At 73.7% G+C, this 17,399-nt stretch carries 12 protein-coding genes; 10 read left to right on the top strand and 2 right to left on the bottom strand.

Annotated elements, in window-relative coordinates; all coding sequences use genetic code 11:
- Positions 1-14: 14 nt before the first annotated feature.
- From SVTN_RS34655 to SVTN_RS34640, 4 genes are all read left to right on the top strand, one after another.
- A complete protein-coding gene (locus tag SVTN_RS34655) occupies positions 15-1,250 on the top strand; it encodes an MFS transporter (protein WP_041134551.1) in 1,236 nt (411 codons plus the stop codon).
- A gap of 100 nt (positions 1,251-1,350) precedes the next feature.
- Positions 1,351-2,328, top strand: coding sequence for a hypothetical protein (locus SVTN_RS34650; RefSeq protein ID WP_245727752.1), 978 nt, complete (start codon positions 1,351-1,353; stop codon positions 2,326-2,328).
- A 220-nt stretch (positions 2,329-2,548) separates the two neighbouring features.
- A complete protein-coding gene (locus SVTN_RS34645; RefSeq protein ID WP_041132636.1) occupies positions 2,549-4,411 on the top strand; it encodes an HSP90 family protein in 1,863 nt (620 codons plus the stop codon).
- Positions 4,412-4,413: 2 nt separating this feature from the next.
- The gene (locus SVTN_RS34640; RefSeq protein WP_041132635.1) at positions 4,414-7,407 is read left to right on the top strand and encodes a hypothetical protein; all 2,994 of its coding nucleotides are present in this window, start codon (positions 4,414-4,416) and stop codon (positions 7,405-7,407) included.
- A 40-nt stretch (positions 7,408-7,447) separates the two neighbouring features.
- Here SVTN_RS34640 and SVTN_RS34635 read toward each other — a convergent pair whose 3' ends face one another.
- Complete coding sequence (locus SVTN_RS34635) at positions 7,448-8,248, bottom strand: sulfite exporter TauE/SafE family protein (protein ID WP_041132634.1); 801 nt, start codon at positions 8,246-8,248, stop codon at positions 7,448-7,450.
- 84 nt (positions 8,249-8,332) lie between these two features.
- Here SVTN_RS34635 and SVTN_RS34630 point away from each other — a divergent pair, with 84 nt between their 5' ends.
- Entirely contained in the window at positions 8,333-9,100 is a 768-nt protein-coding gene (locus SVTN_RS34630) for an AraC family transcriptional regulator (protein ID WP_041134549.1), read from the top strand.
- Positions 9,101-9,244: 144 nt separating this feature from the next.
- Complete coding sequence (gene tpx / locus SVTN_RS34625; RefSeq protein ID WP_041132633.1) at positions 9,245-9,745, top strand: thiol peroxidase; 501 nt, start codon at positions 9,245-9,247, stop codon at positions 9,743-9,745.
- A 119-nt stretch (positions 9,746-9,864) separates the two neighbouring features.
- Here the strand turns inward: tpx and SVTN_RS34620 are convergent, their stop codons facing one another.
- On the bottom strand, positions 9,865-10,275 hold the full coding sequence (locus SVTN_RS34620) for a Fur family transcriptional regulator (protein WP_041132632.1): 411 nt from the start codon (positions 10,273-10,275) through the stop codon (positions 9,865-9,867).
- Between the two features lie 197 nt (positions 10,276-10,472).
- Between SVTN_RS34620 and katG the strand changes: the two genes are divergently transcribed.
- The 4 genes from katG (at position 10,473) to SVTN_RS34600 (ending at position 17,371) form a co-directional block, all read left to right on the top strand.
- On the top strand, positions 10,473-12,698 hold the full coding sequence (katG, locus tag SVTN_RS34615; RefSeq protein WP_041132631.1) for a catalase/peroxidase HPI: 2,226 nt from the start codon (positions 10,473-10,475) through the stop codon (positions 12,696-12,698).
- 213 nt (positions 12,699-12,911) lie between these two features.
- Positions 12,912-15,704 carry a hypothetical protein gene (locus tag SVTN_RS34610; protein WP_041132630.1) on the top strand — a complete coding sequence of 931 codons (2,793 nt, stop codon included), beginning with the start codon at positions 12,912-12,914 and terminating at the stop codon, positions 15,702-15,704.
- A 212-nt stretch (positions 15,705-15,916) separates the two neighbouring features.
- A complete protein-coding gene (locus SVTN_RS34605; RefSeq protein WP_041132629.1) occupies positions 15,917-16,432 on the top strand; it encodes a toxin-antitoxin system HicB family antitoxin in 516 nt (171 codons plus the stop codon).
- Positions 16,433-16,528: 96 nt separating this feature from the next.
- A complete protein-coding gene (locus SVTN_RS34600; protein WP_041132628.1) occupies positions 16,529-17,371 on the top strand; it encodes a DUF4097 family beta strand repeat-containing protein in 843 nt (280 codons plus the stop codon).
- The last annotated feature ends 28 nt before the right edge of the window (positions 17,372-17,399 follow it).

The following is a 17,399-nucleotide window of genomic DNA, read 5'->3' as shown; positions in this document are numbered from 1 at the left end:
TGACGACGAATGACATGACGACGGGCGACGCGACCGTGGAGCAGGAACAGAACTCCCTTCCCAGCCCGTGGCGTTCGCCTCGCTTCCGGCTGTTCTTCGCGGCCCGCAGCACCTCGCTCCTCGCCGACGGCATGCTGATGGTCTCGCTCACGACCGCCGTGCTCGGCGCGGGGTACGGGGCGGCGGGCGTGGGCTACGCGCTCGCCGCGTGGATGGCGCCGATCGTCCTGCTCGTGCTGTTCGGCGGCGTGCTCGCCGACCGGTTCACCCCGCAGGTGATGATGGTCGGCGCGGACCTGGTGCGGATGGTGGCCATGCTGGCGCTCGCGGTGCTGCTCGCCGCCGGCGACCTGCGGTTGTGGCACATGATGGCGCTGCTCGCGCTCAGCGGCGCGGCGACCGCCATGTTCCAGCCGGGTCTGGCGAGCCTGGTGCCCCGGGTCGCCGAGGACATCCAGCGGGCCAACGCGCTGCTCCGGATCTCCGAGTCGATCTGCACCCTGCTCGGCCCCGGTGTCTCCGGCCTGCTCGTGGCCCACTGGAACGTCGCCGGGTCCTTCGTGGTCATCGCGGCCGCGTACGCGTGCAGCGCGCTCGGTCTCGCGCCGCTGCGGAGGCTCTGCACGGCCCGGGACGAGAGCGACGAGCCGATCCTGCGGCGCCTCGCCACCGGATGGCACGAGTTCCGGTCCCGTTCCTGGCTGTGGGGGGTCATCGCCGTGTGGGCCGTCTACGGCCTGTTCGTCTTCGGCCCGGCCCTGCCGCTCGGCGCGGCGCTGCTCACCGAGCAGCACGGCGCGAGCGGTTACGGCTGGATCGCCTCCGCCGACGGCGCCGGCACGATCGTCGGCGGACTGCTCGGGATGCGGGTCCGGCCGCGCCGCCCGCTCGTCGCGGGCGCGTGCGCCATGTTCTTCTTCTCGCTCAACCCCCTGGCGCCCGCCCTCGGCTGGTCGTTCACCGTCACCGTGCTCACCGGTGTCGTGGCGGGCTGCGGGTTCGCGTTCTGGGGCGTCATGTGGGCGACGAGCGTGCAGTCGCACATCCCCCTGGCCGTCCTGAGCCGCGTCTCCGCCTACGACGTCGCCGGATCGATCATGGTCATCCCGCTGGGCCGTGCCCTGTCCGGCCCGGCCGCCGACGGCGTGGGCGCCGACCGCGTCCTGCTCTTCTCCTCCGCCGTCGGCCTCGTGCTGATCGCCGTCATGCTCTCCGTCCCGGCCGTCCGCGCGCTGCGCAGGGCACCGTAGGGAAACAGCTGTGCGATTGTCGGTCGCGCGTGATAGTCACTACGTCCACGGGGCGGGTGATCACTGGCCGCCCCGTTCGCACACAGCAAGGGGTGGGGACATGGCTGGCTTCCGTGAATGGGGGCTCACGCTGGGGAAATGGGCGGGCCGGCCCGTGGCGCGGCTGGATGTGGACTCCGGGGATCCGGACGTCGGCCGCGTCCGGGAGGCCGCGGCGGCGGCGGACTGGAACACGGTCCGGGAGGTGCTCGAGGCACGCCCCGAGAGCGAGGGCCTCACGGAGCTCCTGTGGGCCGTCGGTGACACCGCGGGGGTGGAGCGGTGGATCACCGGGGTCCTCGAAGCGGAACCGGACGCGGCGCTGCCCCGGCTCGTGGCCGGAATCCGCCACCTGAGCTGGGGGTGGGAGGCGCGGACCGGCGCCCGCGCCAAGGACGTCACGCGCGCGCAGTTCGAGCTGTTCCACTCGCGGCTGCGCACGGCCGAGAAGTGGCTGTACGAGGCGGCCGAGCGCGAACCCCTGTGGAGCTCGCCCTGGTACTGCCTCCAGACCACCGGGCGCGGCCTGGAGGTCGGCCAGGTCGTCGCGCGGCGCCGCTTCGAGGCGACCGTGCGGCGCGATCCGCAGCACCTGGAGGCGCACCAGCAGCAGTTGCAGCAGGTCTGCGACAAATGGGGCGGTTCCCATGAGGAGATGCACGCCTTCGCGCGCGCGTCCGCGTTCGGCGCCCCGGGAGGCACGCTGCTCGGCCAGCTCGTCGCCATCGCGCACATCGAGGAGTGGCTCTCCCTCGACCCGGGCGCGGACGCCGCGTACATGCGTCTGGCCGAGGTGACGAACTCCCTGCGGGAGGCCGCCGACCACTCCTACCGGCACCCGGACTTCGTCCGGCGGGGCGCCTGGCTCCAGGTCCTCAACACCTTCGCGCTGGCCTTCTCGCTGGCCGGGGAGCGGGACTCCGCCCGGGAGTGCTTCCGGGCCACCGAGGGGCGTGTCACCAAGTTCCCCTGGTACTACCTGGACGGCTCCGACCCCGCCGCGGCCTACCGCAAGCAGCGTGCGGCGGCCGGTCGCTGAGCCGGAACGCTCCGCCACCGCCCGCCCGCGCGCCGGACAGGCCCTCCGGCCCCGAGACCGCCGACACCCGTCCGGTCCCGAGACCGCCGGCACCCGTCCGGTCCCTGGACCGCCGACACCCGTCCGGTCCCGGGACCGCCGGCCCCCCTCGTACCGCTTCCTTCCGCTTCCCGCCCGTGCCCTTCCCGGCCCGGGCGCACCCACCGAAAGCTTCCCTCAGGTGCACCCTTCCGAGTCCGCCCACACGTTCCAGGTCGACCTGCGCGGCCTGGTCGACCTGCTCTCCCACCACCTGTACTCCAGCCCCCGCGTCTACCTGCGCGAGCTGTTGCAGAACGCCGTGGACGCCATCACCGCCCGGCAGGCGCTCACGCCCGGCGCGCCCGGCACCATCACGGTCCGCACCGGTGAGACCCTCACCGTCACGGACACCGGCGTCGGCCTGACCGAGGCCGATGTGCACCGGTTCCTCGCGACCATCGGGCGCAGCTCCAAGCGGACCGCCGACGGTGCCCTGGACGGGGCGGGCCTGGACGCCGCCCGCGGGGAGTTCATCGGCCAGTTCGGCATCGGTCTGCTCGCCTGCTTCGTCGTGGCCGACGAGATCACGGTGGTGAGCCGGTCCGCGGCCGATCCGTCGGCGCCCGCCGTCGAGTGGCGCGGCCACTCCGACGGCCGCTACACCATCCGGACCCTGCCTGCCTCGGCCGTGCCCGAGCCGGGCACCACCGTCCGGCTCACCCCGCGCGCGGACAACGCCGAGTGGACGAGCCCGGAGCAGGTCGTGTCCCTGGCCCGCCACTACGGCGGTCTGCTGCGGCACGAGGTCACCGTCGTCGGCCCCCGGGGCGAGACCCACCGGGTGAACGAGGCGCCGCCGTGGGAGCGGGAGCACCGTTCCCCGCTGGCGCGCCGCGAGGCCCTCACCGCGTACTGCAAGGACCTCTTCGGCTTCGCGCCGCTCGACAGCGTCGAGCTGGACCTGCCGGCGGCCGGTCTGCGCGGTGTCGCGTACGTGCTGCCGACGGCCGTCAGCCCGGCGCAGCGGGCGGGGCACCGGGTGCACCTCAAGGGCATGCTGCTGACCGACCAGGCGCCCGAACTGCTGCCGGAGTGGGCGTTCTTCGTCCGGTGCGTGGTCGACACGACCACTCTGCGCCCGACGGCGTCCCGGGAGGCGCTGTACGAGGACGGCACGCTGTCCGCCGTACGGGACGCGCTCGGCGACCGGATCCGCGACTGGCTCACCGGGCTCGCCGCCAGCGACCCGTCTCTGCTCCACCGGTTCATCGACACGCACCACCTGGCGGTGAAGGCGCTCGCCCGCTACGACGACGAGCTGCTGCGGATCGTGCTGCCGTGGCTGCCGTTCGAGACCACCGACGGCAACGTGACCCTGGAGGAGTTCGTGCGGACGCATCCGACGGTCCTGGTCGCGCGCAGCGTCGAGGAGTTCCGTCAGGTCGCGCCGATCGCCTCGGCCGCGGGTCTGGGCGTCGTCAACGGCGGCTACACCTACGACCGCGACCTGGTGCACCGGCTGCCCGAGATCCGTCCGGGCACGGCCGTCACGGACCTCGACCCGGCCACGGTCACCGCCCATCTCGACGCCGTCGACCCGACCGCCGAGCTGCGGGCCGCGGCCTTCCTCGCGATCGCCCGCGAGACGATCGCGGTGCACGACTGCGACGTCGTCCTGCGCGACTTCCAGCCCGTCACCGCGCCCGCGCTGCTCCTGGACAACCGGGAGGCGCGCCACGAGCGGACCAGGTCCGGGCTCGCCGCCGACAGCGACGGCCTGTGGGCCGACATCCTCGGCTCGCTGCGCCAGGAGACCCCGCGCGCCCAGCTCGTCCTGAACCACCTCAACCCGCTGGTCCGGCAGGCGATCACGATCGCCGAGCGCGGGCTCGCCGTGACGACCGCCGAGGCCCTCTACGGTCAGGCGCTGCTGCTCAGCCGCCGGCCGCTGCGGGCGAGCGAGAGCGCGCTGCTCAACCGGGCCTTCATCGGTCTGCTCACCCACGCCATGCACCACTCCGGCCCGGACGCCGCCGGCACCGAGCCCCGGAAGGAACTGTAGAGATGCTGGACACCCCCGAGGCCGTCGTCGAGGCGCTGCGCGCGAACCACGACCGTCCCCACGGCCTGCAGCGGACCGTCACCGCCGAGGAGCTCGTCGAGGCCGCCGAGGCCTTCGAGAAGCCGGACACGCTGGTGACGGCCCTCATCGAGCTGATGACGGCGTACGTGTTCACCGGCGAGCACCGCAAGGCGCCCGTCGCCTTCGCCCGGCTGCTCAAGCTGTGGGACTCCGCCCCCGAGTCGTTCAGCCAGTGGGAGGCCCACCAGGTCTTCTGGAGCTTCAAGTGGGTGACGACCTCCCTGCTCCAGGTGCCCGAGATGCCCCTGGCCACCGTCCAGGGCTGGGTCGACCAGATGCGCGACCGGTACGAGAAGGCCGGGCACGGCATGCAGCCGGTGGCCGCGATGCGCTACCACATCGCGCTCCACACCGGTCTGGGCGTCGACGACGCCTACGACCTGTGGGCCACCCGCCCCCGGACCGAGCTGAGCGACTGCGAGGCCTGCGAGACCCGGCACTTCGCCCTGCGCCAGGTGGCGGCGGGCGAGGACGCCGACGCGCTGGACACCTGGCAGCCGGTCTTCGGGCACGTCCAGACCTGCGCCGAGGAGCCGCAGGCCAGCCAGGCACAGGCGCTGCTGCCGCTGCTGCGCCTCGGCCGCACGGACGAGGCCCGCTCGCACCACCTCACCGGCTACCGGCGGGTGCGCGGCAACACCGGCATGCAGGAGGAGGTCGGCCTGCACCTGGAGTTCTGCGCGCTCTCCCGCAACGAGGGGCGCGGTCTGGAGATCCTCGCGGAGAACCGCCCGCTGTTCGAGGCGACCGGCGCGCCGCTGGCCCACCTGCACTTCCTCACCGGCGTCGAGGTGCTGCTCGCCCGGCTCGTCGAGGACGGGCACGCGGACACGCCCGTGGCCGGCCCGCCGGGCCGGAACTGGACCGCGGACGGGCTCCTCGCCCACGTCCGCGCCGAGGCGGACCGGCTCGCCGCCGCCTTCGACGCGCGCAACGGCACCTCGGCCATCGGCGACCGGCGCGCCGCGCGCCTCGCCCGGCGCCCGCTGCTCGACGAGCCGCTGCCGCTGGGCCTCCGGGCGTCCGTCGGCCGGACTCCCGCTGCCGGCGCGAGCACGGTGCCCCCGACCCGTACGACCGCCACCGCACCGGAGGTTCCCGAGGACTTCGTGGAGCTGGTGCGCGAGGCGCGGCGCATGGCGCGCGTGGGGCATCCCGGGGACACCCGGCTCTGGTCCCGCATCGAGGAGCGTCTCGCCGACGGCTCCGCCGCCCACGACGACCGGCTCGGCCCGGAGGACCTGCTGCGGGCCGAACTCGCCGAGCAGCGCGGGTACGTGCTCACGCGGAAGGACCGGGACGCGGAGGCGATCGCCGAACTGGAGCGGGCCGCCGTCCTCTACGAGGGCGTCGGGATGCCGTGGCACGCGCTGTCCGCCCGCAGCCGCGCCCTCGCCTGGGCGACCGCCTCCGGCGCGACGGAGGGCTCGGCGCCGCCGGACGCCGAGGCGGTCCGGTCCGGCCTCGACGAGATCCTGCGCGAGGCGGAACGCCTCAAGACCGAGGCGCCGTTCACGGGTGAGGCGCCCGGGGAGGGCGAGGCCGTGGCCGGTGAGGACGCGGCGCTCGGCCGCCGGCTCGCGTACCTGGCCGTGCTGTACTCCCGCACGTTCGCCGCGTACCAGGAGGTGGTGCGGACGTTCCCGGAGGTCTCCGCCGCCGCCCTGGAGCGGTTCGAGGAGTCCACCGGCACGATGCGCGCCGAGGCGGAGCGCCTGTCCCTCCCCCACCACGTCGCCCATGTGCGTCAGTTCGTCGCCGAGGTCGCCGGGCGGCGCGGTGACATGGCCCTCGCCGAGGCGGAGCTGCGCGCCGCTCTGGAGGACAACGAGACGGCGGAACGCCCCTGGCGGAACGGGCGTCCGCGCGCCCTGCTCGCCCAGTTCCTCCTCGCCCGGCAGGAGCCGGCGGAGGCGATGGAGCTGCTGCACCGGGCGATCGCGGACGCCGTGCGGTACGACGACGCCGACTTCCCGATGGCACCGACGTACTCCCTGCTCGGCCACGCCTCCACGCACCTCGGGGACACCGCGGGCGCCGTGCGCCATCTGTCGGAGGCGGCCGCGCGGTTCGACCAGGACGGGGCCGCCGACGAGGCCACCGGCGTACGGCTCCAGCTCGCCGACGTACTGGGCCGCTCGGGGCAGCAGGCGGACGCCGTCGCCGTACTGGAGTCCGTGCTCTCCGACGAGGCGTCCGCCTCGATCGGCGCGCGGCCGCTGGCCCAGGCGCGGCTGAACCTCGCGCGCGGGCTGCGGGAGCTCGAGGAGCACCTGGCCGCGGCCGAGGAGTTCCTGCGGCTCGCTGACACCGTCGCCGGATGGGAGGACCCCGGCTCGATCCTCACCCTGGTGGCGGCCGAGGCGGCGACCACGCTGGCGCTCGCCGGCCGCTGGCACGCGGCGGACACCGCGTACGAGCGCGCGCTCGCCGCGCACGCCGAGGCGCCGCACCCGCCCCTGATCACGCACATGATGCGCGAGTTCGCCCGGCTCACCATGGCGGCCCGGGAGGCCGAGGGCCTCGACGCCGCCCTGGAGCACCTGACGCGGGCGGACGCGCTCCTCGCCGCCGTACCGGAGGACACCGAGGACTTCGCCGTCTGGTACGAGAGCGGCGAGGTGCACTACCGCCGGGCCCGTGTCCTGGCGGAGGCGGACCGCTTCCCGGAGGCCCTCGCCGAGGCGGAGGCCGCGATCGCCGCCCACGAGCGGGGCGGGGAGGAGGGAGAGGTGCCGCGCGCCGAGGCGGTGCGGATCGCCGCCCTGATCGAGGGGAACGGTCTCGGCCGGATCGAGGAGGCGGCCGCCCGGCTTGTGACGGCGGCCGCGCGCTGCCGGAAGGCGGGCCTGCCCGAGGCCGCCGAGATCCTCGACGCCCTGCGGCAGGACTACCGGACCCGCGCGCGGAGTTGACGGCCCCGGCCCGCCGCCCCGACCCGTCGGGGCGGCGGGCTCAGGGTCCGGTGAGCACCATCGCGAGGGCCACCAGGGCGAGCAGTCCGAGGTACGCGCACGCGTGGACGCGGTCCGGGATGCGGGGCGGGCGGCGGCGCAGGACGGCGATGACCGGCAGGGCGCCGAGGAGCAGCGCCCCCGCCGCGTACGGGTCGACGAGGCCGACCAGGCCGGTGCCGGTGGCCGTGGCGGCCGGGGGCGGGGAGCCGGCGAGGGAGACCGCGACGGCCGGGAGCGCGACGGCCAGGGTGAGCGGGTTGGCCAGGGCCGTCGCCACGCGCATGGGGTGACCGGCCCGGCGCATCGCGGGGACGGTCATCACGCTGCCGCCGACCCCGAGGAAGGCGGCGACCGCACCGATCGGGGCGCCGGCCGTGGCCGGCAGGCCCCGGGCCGGCTCCGTGCCCGGCCTGCTCGCGGTGCGCAGGAAGCCGGGCCGGAGCAGCAGGTCGAGAGCGGTCAGGGCGGTGTACGCGACGAACGCCCAGCGGGCCAGGGCCGGCGGGGCGAAGCGGGAGGCGTACGCCCCGGCGCAGGCGCCCGCCGCGAGCAGGGGCAGCAGGGCGCCGCTGCCGCGCAGGGCGAGGAGCACGGGCCGTGGGGTGACGGCGGTGGCGAAGGCGGCGTTCACGAGCATCACCAGGGCCGAGGTGGCGGTGGCCACGGGGATGGCCGCCGTGCCGAGGGCGGCGTCCGCCCACACCACGACCGGGACCGCCACGAACCCGCCGCCGAACCCGAACAAGACCGTCGTCGCCCCGGTGAGGAGCCCGATCGCCATCAGCATCACCACGTCCATGGGTCAAGACCATCAGGTCGACGAGGGTTCCCGCATGCGATGGTCGGCAGCATTCCTTCGCGTCTCGGCCAGTACCGTGGGCGGGTGAAGAACATCCCGCTGGACGACGTCGACCACCTCGACCGGGCCGTCCTGCCGATCGGCACCGACTATCCGGCCGGGCGGGTCCTCGACTGGCACGAGCACCGGCGGGCGCAGTTCCTCTACGGGGCGACCGGCGTCATGGTCGTCGACACCGCCGACGGCACGTGGACGGTCCCGCCCGAGCGGGCCGTCCTGATCCCGGCCGCCACCCCGCACCGGGTCCGGATGCTGGGCGTGAGCACGCGCAGCCTGTACGTGGAGCCGGGCGCCGTCCCGTGGTGGCCGGCCCGCTGCACGGTCGTGGACGTACCGCCGCTGCTGCGCGAACTGCTGCTCGCGGCCGTCGAGTTCGCGGCCGACTACAGCCTGTCGGGCCGGGAGGGCGCCATCGCGACGCTGCTCCTGCACGAGATCGCCGCGCGCTCCCCGCTGCCCTTCCACGTCGCGATCCCCGCCTCCGGGGACCTCGCGGCGCTGTGCCGGGAGTACCTGGCCGCCCCGGACGCCGGTGTCACCAACACCGACTGGGCGGCCAGGACCGCCCTGAGCGAGCGGGCGTTCACCCGGCGCTTCCGTACGGAGACGGGCGAGAGCCCCGCCGTCTGGCGGTCCCGTGCCCGTCTCCTCGCGGCCGTGCCCCTGCTGCGTACCGCGACGGTCAGCGAGGTCTCGGGCCGCCTCGGGTACGCCTCCCCCGCCGCGTTCACTGCCGCCTTCACCCGGGCCTTCGGCACACCGCCGTCCCGCTTCTCGGCGGGCCGGGGCTGAGGCCTCCGGCCGGGCGGCACGTCGGAAGATCCTGCCGGTCGGAACGTCCGGCCGGGGAGGGTCGCGGCAGCCCGTGTCGTGCGGGCGGGCCCGCCTTCCGTACGATTCCCCCCGTTGCCACTCATACGTCTGAAGGAGATCCCCATGGCCCAGGTCACGCTGAAGGGCAGCCCCGTGCAGGTCAACGGTGCTCTGCCGGCCCCCGGCAGCCAGGCCCCCGACTTCACTCTCGTCGCCGAGGGGCTGGCGGACAAGTCGCTCAAGGACTTCGCCGGTCAGCGCAAGGTCCTCAACATCTTCCCGAGCGTCGACACCCCGACGTGCGCCTCCTCGGTCCGCGCGTTCAACGAGAAGGCCGGGCAGCTGGACAACACGGTCGTCCTCTGCATCTCCGCCGACCTGCCCTTCGCCCAGGCCCGTTTCTGCGGCGCCGAGGGCCTGGAGAACGTCAAGAGCCTCTCGACGCTCCGCGGCCGTGAGTTCCACACCAACTACGGCGTGGAGATCGCGGACGGTCCGCTGGCCGGTCTGACCGCCCGCGCCGTCGTCGTCCTCGACGAGAACGACACGGTGCTGCACGCGCAGCTCGTGGGCGAGATCGCCGACGAGCCGAGCTACGACGAGGCGCTCGCCGTCCTGAAGTAGTCCGCAGCGCGGCAGAACACAGAGCAGAACCCAGAGAGGGGCCCTCCACCGACGTCGGTGGAGGGCCCCTTTCGTACTCCGGGGCCCCTCGTACTCCGGAACCTCTCGCGCTCCGGGGCTCAGGCGCAGCCCGGGCACAGCCCCCGGTACGTCACGTCCGCCTTCGACACCGTGAAGCCGAATCTCTCCGCGGGCGGCAGGACGGCGAGCGGGTCCCCCGTCGGATGGACGTCGCGGATGATCCCGCAGTTCGAGCAGACCAGGTGCTGGTGCGGCCGGTGCGCGTTCGGGTCGTAGCGCTTGGCCCGCCCGTCCGTGGAGAGTTCCACGACCTCCCCGAGGGCGACCAGTTCGCCGAGGGTGTTGTAGACCGTCGCCCGCGCGATCTCCGGCAGGCGCGCCACCGCGCGCGCGTGGACCTCGTCCGCCGTGAGGTGCACATGATCCCCGGCCAGGACCTCCGCGACGACGCGGCGCTGGGACGTCATCCGCCAGCCACGCGCGCGCAGTCGCTCCAGCAGGTCACTCATGTCTCACCTCGGCGGCATAGCAAACTTGGGGTTCATCTTGACTTGGACACTGTCCATCGTAGGATCGGTTTCGTAAATGGCCAAGGGACAGGAAGACTCCAGCACGGCGGGAGAAGCACACGTGACACCCGCGCCAGGCCCGTCCGCCGAAACGCACTTCCTGAGCACAGTGATCCGCCATGTCCGGAAGGATTCCCATGTCTGAGAACCACGACGCAATCGTCACCGACGCGAAGACGGAGGGCGCAGGCGGCTGCCCCGTCGCGCACGGGCGTGCCTCCCACCCCACCCAGGGCGGCGGCAACAGCCAGTGGTGGCCGAACCGGCTGAACCTGAAGATCCTCGCCAAGAACCCCGCCGTGGCCAACCCGCTCGGTGAGGACTTCGACTACGCGGAGGCCTTCAAGGGCCTCGACCTGCCGGCCGTGAAGCAGGACATCGCCGAGGTCCTCACCACCTCGCAGGACTGGTGGCCCGCCGACTTCGGCCACTACGGCCCGTTCATGGTCCGCATGGCCTGGCACAGCGCCGGCACGTACCGCATCAGCGACGGCCGCGGTGGCGCCGGCGCCGGGCAGCAGCGCTTCGCGCCGCTGAACAGCTGGCCGGACAACGGCAACCTGGACAAGGCGCGCCGTCTGCTGTGGCCGGTGAAGAAGAAGTACGGCCAGAGCCTCTCCTGGGCCGACCTCATGATCCTCGCGGGCAACGTCGCCCTGGAGTCGATGGGCTTCGAGACCTTCGGCTTCGCCGGCGGCCGCGCGGACGTGTGGGAGCCCGACGAGGACGTCTACTGGGGCCCCGAGACCACCTGGCTCGGCGACGAGCGCTACACCGGCGACCGCGAGCTGGAGAACCCGCTCGGCGCGGTGCAGATGGGCCTCATCTACGTCAACCCGGAGGGCCCCAACGCCAATCCGGACCCGATCGCCGCGGCCCGCGACATCCGCGAGACCTTCCGCCGGATGGCGATGAACGACGAGGAGACCGTCGCCCTCATCGCCGGTGGCCACACCTTCGGCAAGACCCACGGCGCCGGTCCCGCGGACCACGTGGGCGCGGACCCGGAGGGCGCCTCCCTGGAGGAGCAGGGCCTCGGCTGGAAGAGCACCTTCCGCAGCGGCAAGGGCCCGGACGCCATCACCTCCGGCCTGGAGGTCACCTGGACCACCACGCCGACCCAGTGGGGCAACGGGTTCTTCAAGAACCTCTTCGAGTACGAGTACGAGCTGACCAAGAGCCCGGCGGGCGCCCACCAGTGGGTGGCCAAGAACGCCGAGGCGATCATCCCGGACGCGTACGACCCGGAGAAGAAGCACCTCCCGACGATGCTCACGACCGACCTGTCGCTGCGCTTCGACCCGGTCTACGAGCAGATCTCGCGCCGCTTCTACGAGAACCCGGACCAGTTCGCGGACGCCTTCGCCCGCGCCTGGTACAAGCTCACCCACCGCGACATGGGCCCGATCGTGCGCTACCTCGGCTCCGAGGTCCCGTCCGAGGTGCTGCTGTGGCAGGACCCGCTGCCGGCCCGCTCGGGCGAGCTCGTCGACGCCGCGGACATCGCCTCCCTCAAGGAGAAGATCCTCGGCTCGGACCTCACGGTCACCCAGCTGGTCTCCGCCGCCTGGGCCGCCGCCTCCTCCTTCCGCGGCAGCGACAAGCGCGGTGGCGCCAACGGCGGTCGCATCCGCCTGGAGCCGCAGCGCAACTGGGAGGTCAACAACCCGGACGAGCTCGCACAGGTGCTGCGCGTCCTGGAGGGCATCCAGGAGTCCTTCAACTCCGCGCAGAGCGGGGACAAGCAGGTCTCCCTCGCCGACCTCGTCGTCCTCGCGGGCGTCGCGGCGGTCGAGAAGGCGGCCGCGGACGGCGGCCACGCCGTCGAGGTGCCGTTCACGCCGGGCCGTGTGGACGCCTCCCAGGAGCAGACGGACGTCGAGTCCTTCGCCGCCCTCGAGCCGGCCGCGGACGGCTTCCGCAACTACCTGGGCAAGGGCAACCGCCTCCCGGCCGAGTACCTGCTCGTCGACAAGGCGAACCTGCTCACCCTGAGCGCGCCCGAGCTGACGGTCCTCGTCGGCGGTCTGCGCGCCCTGGGCGTGACCCAGCCGCAGTCCTCGCTCGGTGTCCTCACGGAGACGCCCGGCAAGCTGACGAACGACTTCTTCGCCAACCTGCTCGACCTGGGCACGGAGTGGAAGTCCACCTCCGCGGACCAGACCGTGTTCGAGGGCCGTGACACGGCCACCGGCGCGGTCAAGTGGACCGGCAGCCGGGCCGACCTGGTCTTCGGCTCCAACAGCGAACTGCGCGCGCTGGCCGAGGTGTACGCGAGCGACGACGCGAAGGAGAAGTTCGTGAAGGACTTCGTGTCGGCGTGGGACAAGGTGATGAACCTGGACCGGTTCGACATCGCCTGATCCGCATCACCGGGGCCGGCCCGGGTGGCTTCCACGCCACCCGGGCCGGCCCTTTTTCGCGCCGCCATCCGGCCGATGACGCCTTTCTGACGCCGCATGAGACAACCGACGGCCGTCCCTCACCGTCCTCACGACACGAGAGGGGCACCGGGGAAGCCGGGAGACCGGCCTCCTCCCGGTGCCCCGACGAGACCGATCGTGAGGAAGACCGCTTTGATACGTGTCACACGCGGCGTGACCACCGCCGTGGCATTACTCGCACTGACGGCGGCATCGCCCTGGCCGGCGTCCGCCCAGCCTTCGCCCGCGTCACCGCCGACGGCCCCGGGGAGCCGCTTCGACGGTGTCACCCTCCCGGAGGGCTGGCAGATCACCGGGGACGGTGCGGGCAGGCAGCTGGTCTGGACGTCGCCCGAGCGCATACCCGTGGGCGACGCCCGGATCGAGTTCCGCGCCGGAGACCGGCTCCTCGGCCACCCGCTCCCCCGCCCGGACGGACGCTCCTACGCCCTGCCCCTCGGCGGCATCCGGCTCGACGAGGGCACGGAGCTGCGGGTGACGGCCGGCGGACGGCGACTCGACGCGACGGGCCGCGCCGGCGCCGCCACCGAGCGCCCCCTCGCCCCCGCCGCCGCGAACCCGGCCCCGCTGCCCGCGAACCCGGTCGACCCGGGAGTCCCGGGCCCCTACCGGACCGTCAGCGGCGAGTACGCCCTCAGGTCCGTACGACTGCCCGGTCTCCCGCAGCCCGTCGAGATGCGCGCCACGGTGGTCGGCCCGACCGGAGCTCCGGGGAAGCGGCCGGTCGCCCTCTTCCTGCACGGCCGCCACGCCACCTGCTACACCCCGGGCACGGAGGACGTCCGGCTCACCTGGCCCTGCCCGGCGGGCACCCGGCCGATCCCCAGCGAGCAGGGCTATCTGCGCGCCCAACGGCTCCTGGCCTCCCAGGGGTACGTGACGGTGTCCGTCGCCGCGAACGGCGTCAACGGACAGGACGGGGACCTGGAGGACGCCGGAGCCCAGGCCCGCTCATCCCTGGTCCGGCTGCACCTCGCCCGCTGGGCCGACTGGGCCGCCGACCGGGCCTCGGCCCCGGCGGCCGTACGGAAGACCGCGCCCGCCGACCTCTCGCGGGTGCTCCTCGTCGGGCACTCCCGGGGAGGCGAGGGCGTCAACCGGGCCGCGCTCGACAGCCTGAACCCGCCGCCCGCCGCCCAGGACGGCTACCGGGGCCCCGTACGGTGGAAGATCCGCGGCAACGTCCTGATCGGGCCCACGGTGTTCGGCCAGAACCCGGCGCCCGACGTGCCCTCCACGACCATCCTGCCGGGCTGCGACGGCGACGTGTCCGACCTCCAGGGCCAGATCTACGTCGACGGCACCCGCGGCGTCAGCAAGGGCGCCGCCCTGCACAGCGCGGCCTACGTGATCGGCGCCAACCACAACTTCTTCAACAGCGAGTGGACTCCGGGGCAGGCGAAGGCACCGGCCATCGACGACTTCTCGTCCGACGACGGGATCGACCCGGTCTGCTCCCCCGGCACGGCGACCCGGCTGACGGCGACGCAGCAGCAGGCCGTCGGCGCCACCTACATCGCGGCGTCCGCCCGGCTGTTCGTCGGCGGCGACGACGCGGTCCGGCCGCTGCTCGACGGCACCGGCCGCCGCGCGCCCTCGGCGGGCCCGGCGCGGGTCCTCACCCACGCCGTCGGCGCCCGCCGCACGCCCGCGTTCCTGCCGGGCTCCTCGGTCACCGTCTCCGGCGGCGGCCGGCTGTGCGCCCAGGTCGACCCCGACGCCACGCGCGCGTGCCTGTCGCCCGAGGAGGGCTGGTCGCCGCACTTCGCGTACTGGGAGACGTCTCCCGAGCCGGGCCGTGACGCGGTCGCGATGAAGTGGACGGGCCCGGGAACCCCGGTCACGGTCCGCCCGTCCCGGCCGGTCTCCCTCGCGGGCGCCGAGTCCCTGGCGCTGCGCGTGATCGTCCCGCCCAACAGCGCCGGCACCGAACTGGACGTCACCCTGACCGACGCCTCCGGCCGCCGCGCGCAGCTGGGCCGTCCCCGCGTCGACGGACTGCCGGGTAGCCCGCGCACCGCCGCGTACTGGGGCCGTGAGGTCCGCGTACCGCTGTCCGCCGCGGCACGGGCGGGCCTGGACCTGAAGCGGATCGACACCCTCCGGCTGACCCCGCGCGGCGGCGCGGGCCGCGCCTGGCTCATGGACGCGTGGGGCTGGCGTCCCGGCACTCCGGCGGTGAACCCCTCGCCGCTGACGCGCGTCGACCTCGGCCGCCTGACGGTCGCGGAGGGAGACTCCGGGGTCCGGACCTACCGGGTGCCGGTGACGGTCTCCGGGCAGGGCAGCGGGCAGGTCCGTCTGTTCGTCCCGGTGCCGGGCACCGACCGGTTCGCGTCCCGCACGGTGACGGTGCGGCCGGGGCACCATGACATCGACGTGCCGGTGGAGGTACGGGGCAACACGCGCTACGGCTACGACGTGCCGCACGACGCGCTCGTCAAGGCGGTGCGCGGCACCGTCGTCGGAGCGCACCGGGGCGGCGTGACCGCCCGGAACGACGACCCCATGCCGACCATGCGCCTGACGCCCGTCGCCGACGACGTCACCGAGGGCTCGGCGCTGACCTGGAAGGTGACGCTCTCCGCGCCGGCCGATGCCGAGCTCTCGGGCGAGATCCTCCTGAAGCCGGTGACCGGCGGCCCGGAGCTCTCCACGGCGGACGTCGACCCGGCCTGGCTCGAGGCGCAGTTCGGCGAGGTGCCGCATCCCGCGAGGCCGCTGTCCGGGGTGTCGGAAGGCGGCACACGCCTGTGGCTGTCCGTCCCCGCCGGCGAGACGACCGTGCAGGTGACCGTCCCCACCGTCAGGGACGGGGTGGCGGAGCCGGCGGAGTCCCTCCGGGCCGCGCTGTCCACCTACGACGATCACTGGGAGCCGGTCCCGGGCCCGGAGTTCACGGGCAGGGTGCGCGACGCGGCATGAGCTGACGCGCCATCGTGGCGCCACATGACACCATCCGGTGCCATGTGGCGCCATTTCGCGTCACCGGCAGCAGTCACGCACTCGTGACACCACAGCCATCCAGCAAGACATCGTCACGTTTACGCAGGTCAGAGCGGCCACGAACGGATGGCGCCACATCGACCCCAGTCCAACGCTTGCACATGGCGCCAGAGTGGTGCCATGATGACGTCATGGACCTCACCCCGTATGTCGACACCCTCCGCCGCGAACTCGCGGTGGCCGCCGAAGCCGGCGGCGAAGAGGCACGCGAGCTGGCCGAGCGGCTCACCGCCCCCCTGGAGTCGGCCGCCCGGCTGACCATGCTCAACGTGCTCTCCGCCGCGACGGACGAGATCACCCGTGAACTCGCCCCCGGTTCGGTCGACGTACGGCTCCGGGGCCTCGACCCCGACTTCGTGGTGACGCTCCCGCCCACGGGCGGCGCCCCCGCGGAGCCGGAGGCCGCCACCGAACCGCTTCCGGCCCCGGCTCTCGCCGAGGGCGACGAGGGCGGCACCGCCCGCGTCAATCTGCGCCTGCCGGCCCACCTCAAGACCCGCGCCGAGGAGGCCGCGGCCCGCGAGGGCCTGTCGGTCAACGCCTGGCTGGTGCGGGCCGTGTCGGCCGCGGTCGGCGGCGGCACCCGGCCGCGTACGCCGGAGAAGTCCCAGACCGTCGGACAGAGCATCACGGGCTGGGTGCGCTGACCGCGCCTCCGCTCGCACCATCTCACCCGCACCACTTCACCCACACCACGTCCCACCTGCGGGGACGACCTGAAGACTCAAGAGGACGGGACAGCCATGCCTTCTTTCGACACTCCCGCACCGATCTCGGTCACCGCCTACGTCTACGCCGGCTCCCTCCAGTTCGTCGCGAGCGACCGCCTCGACACCGTCGTCGAGGTGCGGCCCCGCAACCCCAAGAAGGACCTGGACGTACGGGCCGCCGACCAGACCGAGGTCACCTGCACCGGCGGCGCCCTGACCGTCACCACGCCCAAGGCCAATCTGCTGGGGCGCGGCGGCACGGTCGACGTGACGGTGGAACTGCCCACCGGGTCGCGGATCGACATGACCGGCGCCGCGTCCGCCCTGATCGGCGAGGGCCGGCTCGGCGAGGTCCGCGTGAAGACCTCGGCCGGCGACGTCCGCCTCGACACCACCGGCCCGCTGCACCTGACCGCGTCGCACGGCCAGACCACCGTGGAACGGGTCGAGGGCACGGCCGAGATCACCAGCAGCACCGGCAACCTGCGCGTCGGCACCGTCGACGGCCACGCCGTCCTGAAGAACTCGCACGGCGCCACGACCGTCGGCACCGTGACCGGCGAACTGCGCGTCAGCGGCGCCAACGGCAGCATCGACATCGCGCGCGCCGAGTCGTCGGTCACCGGCACCTCCACCAACGGTGCCCTTCGCATCGCCGAGGTCTGCCGCGGCGAGATCCAGCTGGAGACCTCCAACGGCTCCATCGAGATCGGCATCCGCTCGGGCACCGCCGCCTGGCTGGACGTCAACTCCAACCGCGGGCACGTACGGAACACGCTGTCCGCGTCCGAGGCCCCGGAGGAGACCGAGGAGACCGTCAAGATCCGCGCGCGGTCCAACTGGGGCAACATCGACATCCGCCGCGCCAAGGCCTGAGCACCGCCACCCGAAAAGCCCCCTCTCC

Source organism: Streptomyces vietnamensis (assembly GCF_000830005.1).
Taxonomy (GTDB): Bacteria; Actinomycetota; Actinomycetes; order Streptomycetales; family Streptomycetaceae; genus Streptomyces; species Streptomyces vietnamensis.
The sequence above is the reverse complement of the archived record's forward strand: the minus strand, read 5'-3'. Positions and strand labels throughout refer to the sequence as shown.

Bases quoted from the DNA above. Each gene is read 5' to 3' on its own strand.
- SVTN_RS34640 (WP_041132635.1), top strand. From the start codon at position 4,414: ATGCTGGACACCCCCGAGGCCGTCGTCGAGGCGCTGCGCGCGAACCAC.
- SVTN_RS34650 (WP_245727752.1), top strand. From the start codon at position 1,351: ATGGCTGGCTTCCGTGAATGGGGGCTCACGCTGGGGAAATGGGCGGGC.
- SVTN_RS34635 (WP_041132634.1), bottom strand. From the start codon at position 8,248: ATGGACGTGGTGATGCTGATGGCGATCGGGCTCCTCACCGGGGCGACG.
- SVTN_RS34620 (WP_041132632.1), bottom strand. From the start codon at position 10,275: ATGAGTGACCTGCTGGAGCGACTGCGCGCGCGTGGCTGGCGGATGACG.
- katG (WP_041132631.1), top strand. From the start codon at position 10,473: ATGTCTGAGAACCACGACGCAATCGTCACCGACGCGAAGACGGAGGGC.
- tpx (WP_041132633.1), top strand. From the start codon at position 9,245: ATGGCCCAGGTCACGCTGAAGGGCAGCCCCGTGCAGGTCAACGGTGCT.
- SVTN_RS34600 (WP_041132628.1), top strand. From the start codon at position 16,529: ATGCCTTCTTTCGACACTCCCGCACCGATCTCGGTCACCGCCTACGTC.
- SVTN_RS34605 (WP_041132629.1), top strand. From the start codon at position 15,917: ATGGACCTCACCCCGTATGTCGACACCCTCCGCCGCGAACTCGCGGTG.
- SVTN_RS34655 (WP_041134551.1), top strand. From the start codon at position 15: ATGACGACGGGCGACGCGACCGTGGAGCAGGAACAGAACTCCCTTCCC.